Origin of the sequence: Streptomyces dangxiongensis (assembly GCF_003675325.1) — a bacterium.
Classification (GTDB): Bacteria; Actinomycetota; Actinomycetes; order Streptomycetales; family Streptomycetaceae; genus Streptomyces; species Streptomyces dangxiongensis.
Genome location: NZ_CP033073.1, coordinates 7,368,204 through 7,381,498, shown reverse-complemented (window position 1 = coordinate 7,381,498; position 13,295 = coordinate 7,368,204). Strand labels below are relative to the sequence as shown.

The 13,295-nt window shown below is 72.8% G+C and carries 11 protein-coding genes; 9 read left to right on the top strand and 2 right to left on the bottom strand.

The window, feature by feature from the left end:
- Positions 1–5 precede the first annotated feature (5 nt).
- Positions 6–1,241, top strand: a complete 1,236-nt coding sequence (locus tag D9753_RS33235) for a DUF4032 domain-containing protein (RefSeq protein ID WP_121790368.1) — start codon at positions 6–8, stop codon at positions 1,239–1,241.
- Positions 1,242–1,250: 9 nt separating this feature from the next.
- On the opposite strand, the gene D9753_RS33230 is transcribed toward D9753_RS33235, so the two are convergent.
- The gene (locus D9753_RS33230) at positions 1,251–2,117 is read right to left on the bottom strand and encodes a universal stress protein (protein ID WP_121790367.1); all 867 of its coding nucleotides are present in this window, start codon (positions 2,115–2,117) and stop codon (positions 1,251–1,253) included.
- 220 nt (positions 2,118–2,337) lie between these two features.
- On the opposite strand from D9753_RS33230, the gene D9753_RS33225 reads away from it, so the two are divergent.
- The 3 genes from D9753_RS33225 to D9753_RS33215 are packed head-to-tail and all read left to right on the top strand — an operon-like array spanning position 2,338 to position 5,809.
- The gene (locus D9753_RS33225) at positions 2,338–4,014 is read left to right on the top strand and encodes an FAD-dependent oxidoreductase (RefSeq protein WP_121790366.1); all 1,677 of its coding nucleotides are present in this window, start codon (positions 2,338–2,340) and stop codon (positions 4,012–4,014) included.
- Positions 4,011–5,462 carry an ATP-binding protein gene (locus D9753_RS33220; RefSeq protein WP_121790365.1) on the top strand — a complete coding sequence of 484 codons (1,452 nt, stop codon included), beginning with the start codon at positions 4,011–4,013 and terminating at the stop codon, positions 5,460–5,462. The genes D9753_RS33225 and D9753_RS33220 overlap by 4 nt, the downstream gene beginning before the upstream one ends.
- Complete coding sequence (locus tag D9753_RS33215; RefSeq protein ID WP_121790364.1) at positions 5,459–5,809, top strand: UBP-type zinc finger domain-containing protein; 351 nt, start codon at positions 5,459–5,461, stop codon at positions 5,807–5,809. The genes D9753_RS33220 and D9753_RS33215 overlap by 4 nt, the downstream gene beginning before the upstream one ends.
- Before the next feature lie 102 nt (positions 5,810–5,911).
- On the opposite strand, the gene D9753_RS33210 is transcribed toward D9753_RS33215, so the two are convergent.
- The gene (locus D9753_RS33210) at positions 5,912–7,672 is read right to left on the bottom strand and encodes a M4 family metallopeptidase (protein WP_121790363.1); all 1,761 of its coding nucleotides are present in this window, start codon (positions 7,670–7,672) and stop codon (positions 5,912–5,914) included.
- A gap of 337 nt (positions 7,673–8,009) precedes the next feature.
- On the opposite strand from D9753_RS33210, the gene D9753_RS33205 reads away from it, so the two are divergent.
- The 5 genes from D9753_RS33205 (at position 8,010) to D9753_RS33185 (ending at position 13,198) form a co-directional block, all read left to right on the top strand.
- Complete coding sequence (locus tag D9753_RS33205; protein ID WP_121790362.1) at positions 8,010–9,176, top strand: serine hydrolase domain-containing protein; 1,167 nt, start codon at positions 8,010–8,012, stop codon at positions 9,174–9,176.
- A 75-nt stretch (positions 9,177–9,251) separates the two neighbouring features.
- Positions 9,252–9,929: an AIM24 family protein gene (locus D9753_RS33200; protein WP_121790361.1), complete on the top strand. Its 678-nt coding sequence runs from the start codon at positions 9,252–9,254 to the stop codon at positions 9,927–9,929.
- 153 nt (positions 9,930–10,082) lie between these two features.
- The gene (locus tag D9753_RS33195; RefSeq protein ID WP_121790360.1) at positions 10,083–11,123 is read left to right on the top strand and encodes a tetratricopeptide repeat protein; all 1,041 of its coding nucleotides are present in this window, start codon (positions 10,083–10,085) and stop codon (positions 11,121–11,123) included.
- Positions 11,120–12,145: a polyprenyl synthetase family protein gene (locus D9753_RS33190; protein WP_121790359.1), complete on the top strand. Its 1,026-nt coding sequence runs from the start codon at positions 11,120–11,122 to the stop codon at positions 12,143–12,145. The genes D9753_RS33195 and D9753_RS33190 overlap by 4 nt, the downstream gene beginning before the upstream one ends.
- Positions 12,146–12,238: 93 nt before the next feature.
- On the top strand, positions 12,239–13,198 hold the full coding sequence (locus D9753_RS33185; RefSeq protein WP_121790358.1) for a threonine/serine dehydratase: 960 nt from the start codon (positions 12,239–12,241) through the stop codon (positions 13,196–13,198).
- The last annotated feature ends 97 nt before the right edge of the window (positions 13,199–13,295 follow it).

The following is a 13,295-nucleotide window of genomic DNA, read 5'->3' as shown; positions in this document are numbered from 1 at the left end:
GTGCCATGGCCTTGCAGATCAACGCCACGAACCCGGAGCACCCCGCGCTGCTGCTCGCCCTGCCCTGGGACACGCCCCTGGAGGAGTGGCCCGAGGAGTACCTCGTGCCACTCCCCCGCGGCATTTCCCGGCACGTCGTGCGCTACGCCCGCGCCGGCGACGAGGTGATCGCCGTCAAGGAACTGGCCGAACGGCCCGCGCTGCGCGAGTACGAGCTGCTGCGCGACCTGGACCGGCTCGGCATCCCCGCCGTCGACCCGCTGGCCGTCGTCACCGGGCGCACCGGCTGCTCGGGCGCCCCGCTGGAGTCCGTGCTGGTCACCCGGCACCTGCGCGGCTCGCTGCCGTACCGGTCGATGTTCGAGACGACCATGCGCCCGGCGACCATGCACCGGCTGATGGACGCCCTCGCCGTGCTGCTGGTGCGGCTGCATCTCGCCGGGTTCGCCTGGGGTGACTGCTCGCTGTCCAACACCCTGTTCCGGCGGGACGCCGGCGCCTACGCGGCCTACCTGGTCGACGCCGAGACCGGCGACCTGCACCCCCGGCTCAGCCCGGGGCAGCGGGAGTACGACCTCGACCTGGCCCGGGTCAACATCAGCGGCGAGCTGCTGGACCTGGAGGCGTCCGGCGCGCTCCACCCCTCCGTCGACCCGGTCGACTTCGGCCACGAGATCTGCACCCGCTACCAGGGTCTGTGGCGGGAGCTGACCCGCACCTCGGTGTACCCGGCGGGCAAGTACCACTACATCGAGCGCCGCATCCGCCGGCTGAACGACCTGGGCTTCGACGTGGCCGAGATGCAGATCGAGCACTCCTCCACCGGCGACACCGTCACCTTCGTGCCGAAGGTCGTCGACGCCGGTCACCACCAGCGGCAGTTGCTGCGGCTGACGGGGCTGGACGCCGAGGAGAACCAGGCGCGGCGGCTGCTGAACGACCTGGAGAGCTGGATGGCCACCCAGGACGACCACGCCCCGGCCGATCCCCTCGCCGCCCGCCCGGAGGTGCTGGCCCACCGCTGGGTGCGGGACGTCTTCCGGCCCACCGTGCGGGCGGTGCCGCCGGAGCTGCGCGGCTCCATGGACCCGGCCGAGATCTACCACGAACTCCTCGAACACCGCTGGTACCTGTCCGAGCGCGCCCAGCACGACATAGGCCTCGACACCGCAGTCGAGGACTACATCGACCGCGTGCTGCCCAGGGCCCGGGCCACGCTGGAGCCGACGGACCCCGAGTAGCCCGGTGGCTCAGGCGTGCGGGACCACGGCCACCGGGCAGTCCGCGTGGTGCAGCACGCCGTGCGCGACCGAGCCGATCCGGGCGCCGACGGCCGTACGGTGCGCCCGGCGCCCGACGACCACCAGTTGGGCCCGCCCGGTCAGCGACAGCAGGACATGGCCCGCGCTGCCCATCTCGACGTGCTCCGCCACGGGCACCTCGGGGAACCGCTCCCGCCACGGCTGGAGGGCCTCGGCCAGAGACTGCCTCTCGTACGGTTCGAGGCCGCCCGCGTCGTCGAGCAGCCTCAGCGAGCCGGGGCTGTAGGCGAACACCGGCGGCAGGGTCCACGCCCGGACGGCCCGGACGGTCGCACCGCGGGCCGCCGCCGTCTCGAAGGCGAACCGCAGCGCCGCCGCGCTGTCCTCGGGCGCGCCGTCCTGGCCGACCACGACGTCCCGCCCGGCGGCCTCGGCCGTGGTCTCGGCCTCCGCGCGCACCAGCACCACGGGCCGGGCCGCCTCCGCGATGACCTGCTGGCCGACCGAGCCGAGCAGGAAGCCGACCACGGGTCCGTGCCCGCGCGAGCCCAGCACCAGCATCTCGGCGTCGGCCGCCGCGCCGGCCAGCGCCTGAGCGGCCCCGTCCTCCACCACGTCGACGCTCACGGTCAGGTCCGGGTGCCGCCCGGCGGCGGCACGCACGGCCTGTGACACGCCCCGGGACACCCAGCCGTGCTGGGTGTCCCGGTCGGCGGCGGCGAGCGTCTCGGCGTAACGCCACGCGTGGACCACGCGCAGCGGCAGCCCCCGGCGGACGGCCTCCCGGGCCGCCCAGTCCAGCGCGGCCAGACTCTCCTCCGTACCGTCCACCCCTGCCGTGATCGGGCGTGTCATCCCTGGGCCTCCTCGTCGCCGGTCCTCGTGGTGCTGGTGCCCACTATCAGGCACGGGAGCGCACGGGCACGATGATCGCGTGGCCGGGCCGTCCGCCCCGCACCGGGTACGCCCCGTACACCTGAGCGGACCCGGGCGATCGAACATACGATGGCTTCGAACCGGTGCGGTGGTCCCCACGACACCGCCCCGTGGAACCGACACCCGGGGTGGGAGACGTATGGCACAGGCCGCCGACGCAGCGCGGACCGTCATCCTGACCGTGGACGACGACCCGGGGGTCTCCCGGGCCGTCGCCCGCGATCTCAGGCGGCGCTACGGCGCGTCGTACCGGATCGTCCGCGCCGAGTCCGGGGAGTCCGCGCTGGAGGCGCTGCGCGAGCTGAAGCTGCGCGGCGACCTGGTGGCCGTGATCCTGGCCGACTACCGGATGCCGCAGATGAACGGCATCGAGTTCCTGGAGCAGGCGCTCGACGTCTATCCGGGCGCGCGCCGCGTACTGCTGACCGCGTACGCCGACACCGACGCGGCGATCGACGCGATCAACGTGGTCGACCTGGACCACTACCTGCTCAAGCCGTGGGACCCGCCGGAGGAGAAGCTCTACCCCGTCCTGGACGACCTGCTGGAGGCCTGGCGCACCCGCGCCTACCGGCCGGTGCCCAGCACGAAGATCGTGGGCCACCGCTGGTCGGCGCGCTCCTCGGACGTGCGCGAGTTCCTGGCCCGCAACCAGGTGCCCTACCGCTGGTACTCGGTGGAGGAACCGGAGGGGCGGCGGCTGCTGGCGGCGGCCGGGCAGGACGGGCAGCGGCTCCCGCTGGTGATCACCCCGGACGGCAGCGCCCTGGTCGAGCCGGAGGCACCCGAACTGGCGGCGCGGGTGGGCCTGGCGACGACGCCGACGTCCGAGTTCTACGACCTCGTCGTGATCGGCGGCGGACCCGCCGGGCTCGGCGCCGCCGTGTACGGGGCGTCGGAGGGCCTGCGGACCGTGCTGGTGGAGCGGTCGGCGACCGGCGGGCAGGCGGGGCAGAGCTCCCGCATCGAGAACTACCTCGGCTTCCCCGACGGCGTCTCCGGCGCCCAGCTCACCGACCGGGCGCGGCGGCAGGCGGCCAGGTTCGGCGCCGAGATCCTGACCGCGCGCGAGGTGACCGGGCTGGAGGCCTGCGGCGCCGCGCGGGTCGTCCGGTTCGCGGACGGCTCGGCGATCGCCGCGCACAGCGTGATCCTGGCGACCGGGGTGCAGTACCGGCAGCTGGACGCCGCGGGCTGCACCGACCTCACCGGCTGCGGGGTGTTCTACGGCTCGGCGCTGACCGAGGCGGCCTCCTGCCAGGGCCAGGACGTGTACATCGTCGGCGGTGCCAACTCGGCGGGCCAGGCGGCGATGTACCTGTCCCGGGGCGCGAAGTCGGTGACGCTGCTGGTGCGCGGCCCGGACCTGTCGGCGTCCATGTCGTACTACCTGATCCAGCAGATCGGCGAGGCCCCGAACATCTCGGTGCGCTGCCACACGGTCGTCGAGGAGGCGCACGGCTCCGGCCGGCTGGAGCGGCTGACGCTGCGTCACATGGTGACCGGGGAGACCGAACAGGTCGACGCGCAGTGGATGTTCGTCTTCATCGGCGCCGCCCCGCTGACCGACTGGCTGGGCGAGGCGGTGCTGCGCGACGGGCGCGGCTTCATCCTGTCCGGCCCCGACCTGACCGCCGACGGACGCCCGCCGGCCGGCTGGGAGCTGGACCGGCCGCCGTACCACCTGGAGACCAGTGTTCCCGGCGTGTTCGTGGCGGGCGACGCCCGCGCCGAGTCCGCCAAGCGGGTCGCGTCCGCCGTCGGAGAGGGAGCCATGGCCGTGATGCTCGTCCACCGGTATCTGGAGCAGTCATGAGCGGGCAGGTCATGCCGTGCAGCCCGGGGGAGATCGGCTCGCTGTTCCTCTTCGAGAAGCTGAGTGGGCAGCAACTGGGCCGGCTGTGCGGCGCGGGACGGGTGGAGCTGTTCCAGGCCGGACCCGTGTACACCGAGGGCGACCCCGCCACCTGCTTCTTCGTGATGGTGGAGGGCACGGTCGTGCTGTCCCGCCGGGTCGGCGGCGACGACGTGGAGGTCACCCGGACCTCCCAGCCCGGGGTGTACGCGGGCGCGATGCAGGCCTACCTCGGCGACCGGGTGCCGCAGGTCTACAACAACTCGATGCGGGTGACGGAGCCGACCCGGTTCTTCGTGCTGCCGGCGGACCTCTTCGCGGAGGTGATGCGCGAGTGGTTCCCGATGGCCGTGCACCTGCTGGAGGGGCTGTTCTTCGGCTCGAAGAACACGCAGGCCATGATCGGGCAGCGGGAACGGCTGCTCGCCCTCGGCTCGTTGTCGGCCGGGCTCACGCACGAGCTGAACAACCCGGCGGCGGCGGCCGTGCGGGCCACCTCGGCCCTGCGGGAACGGGTCGCGAAGATGCGGCACAAGCTCGGCGTGATCGCCGGGGGGCCGTTCTCCCGTGACGTGCTGGCGAGCCTGATCGAGATCCAGGAGCGCACCGCCGAACGGGTGGCGAAGGCGCCGGTGCTCGGCCCGCTGGAGGCGTCCGACCGGGAGGACCGGCTCACCGACTGGCTGGCGGACCACGGCTTCGAGCAGGGCTGGCAGGTGGCGCCCACGTTCGTGCAGGCCGGACTCGACGTCGACTGGCTGGAGCAGGTCGCGGCGGCCGTCGACGAGGAGATCCTGCCCAACGCGGTCGGATGGCTGAACTACACCATCGAGACCGAGCTGTTGATGAGCGAGATCGAGGACTCCACCACCCGCGTCTCGCACCTGGTCGACGCGGCCAAGCAGTACGCGCAGTTGGACCGGGCGCCGTACCGCGAGGTGGATGTCCACGAACTCCTCGACAGCACGCTGCTGATGCTGTCCGGGAAGATCGGCCCGGGCATCGGGGTCGTCAAGGAGTACGACCGTACGCTCCCGCCGGTGCCGGCCTATCCGGCGGAGCTGAACCAGGTGTGGACGAACCTGATCGACAACGCCGTCTCGGCCGTCCGGAGCGCCGGCGGGGAGGGCACGCTGACCGTACGGACCGCGCTCGACCACGAGCGGCTGCTGGTGGAGTTCCGGGACACCGGGCCCGGCGTGCCAACGGAGATCAGGGACCGGATCTTCGACCCGTTCTTCACCACCAAGCCGGTCGGCGAGGGCACCGGGCTCGGCCTGGACATCTCCTGGCGGATCGTCGTCAACAAGCACCACGGCACCCTGCGGGTGGAGTCGGAGCCCGGCGACACCCGCTTCCAGGTGCTGCTGCCCCTGACCGCCGAGACGCACGACGAGGAGCAGGAATGAACGACGTCGAAGGAATCGACCCCCGGGTCCCGCCGAGCGGCACGGGCTGCGTGGAGTGCGAGGAGGCCGGCGGCTGGTGGTTCCACCTGCGCCGGTGCGCGCGGTGTGGCCACATCGGCTGCTGCGACGACTCCCCCGGCCGGCACGCCACCGCCCACTACCGGGAGACGGGTCACCCGGTGATCCGCAGCTTCGAGCCGGGCGAGGCCTGGTTCTGGAACTTCGCCACGGAGGAGCTGTACGGCTCCGGGCCCGAACTCGCTCCCCCGGCCGGCCACCCCGCCGACCAGCCGGCGCCCGGTCCGGCGGGCCGGGTCCCGGCGGACTGGGCGCAGACCCTGCGCTGAGCCGCCGCCCCCTGACGGCGCCGGGCCGTCCGCGCGGGGCGGGGAACACGGATGCCCCGCGCGGGGCGGGGCATCCGGTACTGCGGGGTGTGCTGCCGTCCGTCAGTGGCGGGCGGCCGGCGTGTTGGCGGCGGTGACGTTGACCGCCGACCACGACCTGTCCACCGTCTTGTACTCGGTGCTGTTCGCGCCGTACAGGTCCTTGGCCGCCTTCAGCGTCGCGAGGCGCGCCTGGTGGAAGTCGGTGTCGGAGACCATGTAGCGGGTGAGCGCACGGTAGTAGACGGCGGTCGCCTTGGTGCGGCCGATCCCCTTGACCGTGAGGTTGTGGTACGTCGGCGAGTTGTAGGCGACGCCGCCGATCGTCTTCTTGCCGCTGCCCTCGGCGAGGAGGTAGTAGGCGTGCGAGGAGACACCCGAACCGGCGTGCACCTCGGTGCCGTACACCTCCGGCTTCCAGTAGTCGATGGTGCCTTCGAGCTTGTCGAGCGACGGGTGGTCCAGGCGGCGCAGGAACTTCTGCGCGAGGCCCAGCTTCTCGCCGATCAGGTAATCCGGCGTGTCCTTCGTGTTCTTGGCGTAGAACTCGACGTTCGAGCCGAAGATGTCCGCGAGGGACTCGTTGAGCGAGCCGGGCTCGCCGTACTGGTTGCCGTACTTGTCGACGATCGTCGGCTGGAGGTTGGCGGTCGCCTCCACCACGCCGTGGGTCAGCTCGTGGCCGGTGACGTCGAGGACGACGAGCGGCTTCTTGAACATGTCGCCGTCGCCGTCGCCGTACAGCATGCAGTTGCAGGTCGGGTCCCAGAAGGCGTTGCCGACCTTCTTGCCCCAGTGGACCATCGCCTGGGCGGCCTTGCTGTTGTTGGCGATGCCCTTGCGCCCGAACGTGCCCTTGTAGAAGTCCAGCGTCTTGGTGATGCCGTACTGGGCGTCGGCGGCGGCGCTGACCCGGCTGGTGGTCTTGCCGTTGCCCCACACGTCGGTCGTGTTGGTGAACTTCGTGCCGGCGCTGAACTTCTCCGTCTCCGAGCCCTTGGCGTCCCGGGTCTCGGTGCCGTACCGGTTCGGGTCCTTGAGCTGGAAGTGGCCGCGCGAGGTCTGCGTGGTGGTGAGACCGACCGTGCCCACGAAGAGCGTCTTGCCGGGGCCCTTGGCGGCCGACGGGTAGTGCGTGACGCCGGAGGCGCCCGAGCCGAGCAGGCCGGACGCGCCGGAGGCGGAGCCGCTGCCGGTCACCGGGTCGGCGCTCTCGCCACGCTCGCGCAGGGTGTCGACCAGCTTCGGCGACAGGAACTCGTCCCGCACGGGCGTGTTGCTGCGCACCTTGCCGGTGACCGCGTCCACGACGACCGTGTGGGGGTTGCCCCCGGCGGTGACGGTGACCTGGTAGGCGAGCGCGGAGGCGCCGCCCCGGGCGTCCAGCACGAGCTGGACACCGCCCGCGTCGCCCTTGGCGGCCTCGGCGGCCTTGGCGGCGGCCTGGGCCGGGGTCAGCCTGGCCTCGGCGGCCGGCTTGACGGTGTGGTCGGCCGCGCGGGTCACGCCCGTGTAGCCGAGCCCCCGGTCGAGGTGGACGATGAGGTCGCCGCCGAGTACCGGCAGGCCGTCGTGCGTGCGGACGAAGCGGACGTGCCGGGCACCCTCCGGGTCGAGCAGGACGTCCTGGGCGTGCAGTGCGTCGCCCTTGGAGACGCCGGTCGCCGAGGCGTGCGTGAAGGCCGCTGTGCGCGCCGCCTCCACCACCACCGTGGCGTTCGAGGCGGCGGAGGCGGCGGTCCGCTCCACCCCCGTGGAGGGACCCGCGAAGGCCGTACCGGCCAGGCCCGTGGCAGCCGTCGTCACCGCGATGGCGATCGCCACGGAGCGTATGTGCGCTCTACGCAATCTGATCAGGGTTCCTTCGTTCGAAGGCGGCCGGGGTCACCAACCGCCTTGAGAAATGGCGCAGTTGGCGCCATAGGGACTCGTCTGACGCCCCCGGTGGACAACCCTGTCGGATCAGTCATGTGCACGTAAAGCCGGAATGATCCATTTCGCGAACTTCTATGGCAATCCTTTGCAAACGGGCGCCACAGAGTGATCGCCGGACCACCAACTGTGTGTCGACTGTGGAGACGTTGCCTCGATCCCCTAGGTTCCCAGGGCGGAATGTGACCGATATCGCATCAGGAACCGAACCGATGGGAGTGGGTACCGGATGGTCTCAGCAACGGTGGTCCGGGGAGCGGTCCTCGGGGCGGTCGCGCTGTCGCTCCTCGCGGTGCCGGCGCGGGCCGTGGCCGGGGAGCACGACACCCCGGCGGCAGCGGCGCTCCCGGCACCGGACACGGCGGGACTGGCCTCGGTGCTGCGGTCGGTGGTGGCCCAGGGCGCACCGGGCGCGCTGGCCCGGATCGACGACCACGGGCGGACGTACCGGGTCACGCACGGGGTCGCCGACCGGAGCAGCGCACGGGCCATCAGCACGGAGGACCGCTTCCGGGTCGGCAGCATCACCAAGACCTTCTCGGCCGTCGTCCTGCTCCAGCTCGTCGACGAGCACCGGCTCTCGCTCGACGCGCCGGTCAACCGGTACCTGCCGAAGCTGCTGCCCGACGACCGGATCACGGTCCGTCAGGTACTCGGCCACCGCAGCGGACTGTACGACTACACGAACGACATGTTCGCCCACAGCGTCTCCGGCTTCGAGGCGGTGCGGAACAAGGTCTTCACCTACCGCCAACTGGTCGCCCTCTCCCTGAAGAAGCCCCGCACCAACGCGCCGGGCGCCGCCTACGCGTACTCCAACACCAACTTCGTCGTCGCCGGCCTGCTCATCGAGAAGCTCACGGGACAGCCCGTGGCGACGGCCTACCGGAACCGCGTCATCGGGCCGCTGGGACTGGGCGACACGTTCTACGTCCACCCGAGCACGGCGATCCCGGGGCGGTACGCCCGCGGGTACCTCACCCCGGACACGGCGGGCGCCGCGCCGGTCGACGCGACCGCCCAGACCGTGTCCTGGGCGCAGAGCGCGGGTGCGGTCATCTCCAGCGCGCGGGACCTCGACACGTTCTACGGCGCGCTGCTCGGCGGGAAGCTGATGTCCGCCGCACGGCTCGCCGAGATGGAGCGGTTCACCCCGGTCAACAGCACGACGGCGTACGGGCTGGGGCTGCGGCGGCGGGACCTGTCCTGCGGGATCTCGGTGTACGGGCACACGGGAGCCGTGCAGGGGTACTACACCTACGCGTTCGCCACGAAGGACGGCGGGCGCAGCCTCACGGCGATGGCCGACACGTCGAACAACGGGAAGGTGCTCGACACGCTGGCGGGCGCCCTGGACTCGGCGTTCTGCGGCAAGGCGAGGACGGTCGAGCCGTAGGGGGCTCTTCCGTGGCCGAACCGGCACGTTCCGTGATCTTGGCGGAACGCTGCCGTCCGGGACACGATGCCCCCCATGAAGGGTGATCTTTTCTCCAGTCAGCATGTGGTGCAGCCGGCCGTCGAGCCGGGGATGTCCGTCGAGAACGCCAAGTGCCTCAGGTACGCGGTGAACGGCGAGATGTACGCCCGGCAGGGCGCCATGGTCGCCTACCGCGGCGGCCTGAAGTTCGAGCGCAAGGGGCAGGGCGTCGGCGGCATGCTCAAGCGTGCGGTCACCGGTGAGGGACTGCCCCTCATGGCGGTGCGCGGGCAGGGCGAGGCCTGGTTCGCGCACGAGGCGCAGAACTGTTTCATCGTCGAGGTGGAGGCCGGTGACCGGTTCACGGTCAACGGCCGCAACGTGCTGTGTTTCGACGCCTCGTTGTCGTACGAGATCAAGACGGTGAAGGGGTCGGGCATCGCCGGCGGCGGCCTGTTCAACAGCGTGTTCAGCGGACAGGGCCGGCTCGGCCTGGTCTGCGACGGCAACCCGCTGGTGATACCCGTGACCGCGCAGGCGCCGGTGTACGTCGACACGGACGCGGTGGTGGGCTGGACCGCGCACCTGGAGACCTCGCTGCACCGCTCGCAGTCGCTCGGCTCGATGCTGCGCGGCGGTTCGGGTGAGGCCGTGCAGCTTATGCTCCAGGGCGAGGGGTACGTGGTGGTACGGCCGAGCGAGCTGACGCCCCAGAAGGCACAGCAGCACTGAACCTTCACAAGTGAGCCGCGCCGCCAGGGCAACCCCCGACGCCGTACCGGCGTCTTGACCGGCAACAGACCGAGCCCCGGCCCCCTCGGGCCGGGGCACTTTTCCGAGACGCTATGCACACCGTGTATACACCCTGTGTATAGAAGGGTACGCATGTACGGCAAGGCTTTCGCCCCGGAGTACCAGGGCGCCCTGACCACCCTGTCCGTGAACTCCTCGCTGGTCGACGTGCTGGCCGAGGGCACCGAGCGGCTGCGCGAGGCCGAGCGGGCCGGACTGCCCGGCGAGGCGGCGCGCTGCGGGCTCGCCGTCGCCGAGGCGCACCGCCGGCTCGGCCATGTGCGGGACGCCGACCGGGCCTGGAAGGCGAGTTACCGCGCCGCCCGGGAGGCCGGCGACACCGCCGCGATGGCCTGGGCGCTGTGGAGCGGCGGCACTCTGGCCCGCCAGCGCGGGGCGTTCCCGCTGGCCCGGCGACTGCTGAAGCTCGCCGCCGACCTCGGCGAGCGCGGCGGGGACGTCGTCGTCCGCGGCTACTCGCTGGCCGGCCTCGCGGAGACCGGCCGCATCCAGGGCGACTACGCGGCGGTCGGCCGGCTGCACGAGCAACTGCTGGCCGAGGCGCGCAGCCGGGGAGAGGCCCGGCACACCGTGTGGGCGCTGGAGGGCATCGCCCAGATGCACCGCAACACCGGCGACCTCGACCGCGCGTACGCGCTGTTCGAGGAGGCGGCACAGATAGCCGGCCGGGCCGACGACCGGCGCGGGTACGCCTGGGCGCTGCGCGGACTCGCGGACGTCCTCTCCGTGCGTGACGGCGCCACCGCACGGGCCCTGGAGCTGCTGGCCGAGGCGGAGGCCACCTGCCGCGAGATGAACCTGTCCAGCGCGCTCGCCTACAACCACAAGATGCAGGGCAACGTCCTCTACCGCGCCGGGCGCCACGCCGAGGCCCGGGACCGCTACGAGCTGGCACTCGCGGAGTTCCGCACGATGAGCGAGCCGCGCGGCGAGGCGCTGTCCCGGCTCGGCCTGGCCAAGTCCCTCGCCCACCTCGGCCGCGACCGCGCCGAGACGGCCGCCGAACTCGCCGAGCTGGCCCGGACCCTGGAGCGCAGCGGGCTGCGGCACGCCCGGGAGACGGTGGCCCGGGCCCAGCGGGAGTTCGGCCTCGACGCGGAAGCCGCCCGGTGACGGCGCTCGGCTCGCCGGTGCAGGACCCGGCCCTGCTCACCCTCACCCGCTGCCGGAAGCTGGTACGGCCCGCGCTGGAGGACGCGGTGGGGCGGCTGCACCCGTGGATGGCCGAGATGGCCGCCTACTCCTTCGGCTGGTGCGAGGTCGGCGGGGCGCCCGCCGCCGCCCCGGGCGGCAAGGGCGTACGGCAGGCGCTGGCCGTGCTGGGCTCCGAGGCCGCGGGCGCCGACGGCCGGGCCGGGGTGCCCGCCGCGGTCGCGGTGGAGCTGGTGCACGTCTTCTCGCTGCTGCACGACGACATCATGGACGGGGACGCCGTCCGGCGTGGCCGCCCCACCGTGTGGCGGGCGTACGGCACGGGTCCGGCCGTACTGGCCGGCGACGCCCTGTTCGCGCTGGCGGTGGATGTCCTCGCCGCGGCCCCCGAGGGCCCCGGCGCGGTACGGCTGCTCTCGTCGGCCCTCGCCGATCTGGTGCGCGGGCAGGCCGACGACCTGCTGTTCGCCACCCGGCCGTGGACCGGGCCGGAACGGGTGACGGCCCCGGAGTACCGGGCGATGGCGGAGGGCAAGACCGGCGCGCTGCTGGGCTGTGCCGCCGCCCTGGGCGCCGCGCTCGCCGGGGCGCCCAGGGCCGCGGTCGGCGCCCTGGACCGGGCCGGGCGGCACCTCGGGGTCGCCTTCCAGTTGGTCGACGACGTGCTGGGCATCTGGGGCGATCCGGCCGTCACCGGGAAGCCGGTGGGCGGCGACCTGCGGGAGCGGAAGAAGACGTATCCGGTGCTGGCCGCGCTCGGTTCCCCGGCGGCCCGGCACCTGCCCGCGCTGCTGGACTCCCCCGGACGGGCCAAAGAGGCCGCCGCGCTGGTAGAGGCGGCGGGCGGCCGGGCGGCGGCCCTGGCCGAGGCCCGCGGCCACACGGCCGCCGCGCGGACGCTGCTCGCCGACGCGCCCCTGGCCGGCGGGGCCGCCCGGGACCTGGCACGGCTGCTGGACCTGTTGGCGGACCGCGCACGGTAACCACCATCCGATACGGCGTTGACCTGGGACGTCCCGACGGGCCAAGGTCCGTTCCGGCGCGGTTCCCGATCCGCGCCGGAAGGGTGGAGCACCGTGATCGGCATCTCGGACATCGAAGCCGCCGCGCAGCGGATCGCCGGACACATCGTCAGGACGCCGACGGTGGCGAGTCCCGGTCTCGGCGCGCTGCTCGGCGTCCCGGTCACCGCCAAGCTCGAACTGCTCCAGCGGACCGGCTCGTTCAAGGCCCGCGGGGCGACGGCCAAGCTGCTGTCGTTGAGCGCGGCGGAGCGCGCGGCGGGGGTGGTCGCCGTCAGCGGCGGCAACCACGGTGTCGCGCTCGCGGTGATGGCGGCGGCCCTCGACGTGAAGGCGACCGTGGTGATGCCGCGGACCGCGCCCGCGCGTTCCCTCGCGCTCGCCGAGGACGCCGGGGCGTCGGTCCGGCTCACCGACGGCATGGACAGTGCCTTCCAACTGGTGACGCGGTTGCGGGACGAGGGCCTCACCCTGGTCCATCCGTTCGACGACCCGGTGGTGATCGCCGGGCAGGGCACCGTGGGACTGGAACTGGCCGAGGACGCCGGGGAGCTGACGGACGTCGTCGTCAGCGTCGGCGGCGGTGGTCTGATCGCCGGGGTCGCGGCGGCCCTGCGCGACCGGCGGCCGGGAGTGCGGGTGTGGGGCGTGGAGACCGAGGGCGCGGAGGCGATGTCCGGCGCGCTGAAGGCCGGCGGACCGGTGCCGGTGCCGCTGTCCTCCCTGGTCACCACGCTGAGCGCGCCCTCGGTGGCGCAGTTGACGTACGACCATGTGTCCGCGCTCGTCGAGGACGTCCTGGTGGTCCCGGACCGGGACGCCGTGCGGGGCTGCCTGGACCTCGCCGACCACGCCAAGGTGTGGGCGGAGCCGGCCGCGGGATGTCTGCTGCCGGCGGCCCGGCAGGTGGCGGCGCGGGCCGGTGCCGGCGCCCGGATCGGGCTCGTGGTCTGCGGGGGCAACACGACCCCCCGGGAGATCCACGGCTGGGCGGAGCGGTTCGGCCTGCTGTGACACGGCTGCCGTGAGACGTGACGGCCGTTGCGACACCGTACGGGCCTTCGAACGCATGAATGAAAGGCGGGACGGGGGCGCGAATCGAGGATTCGCT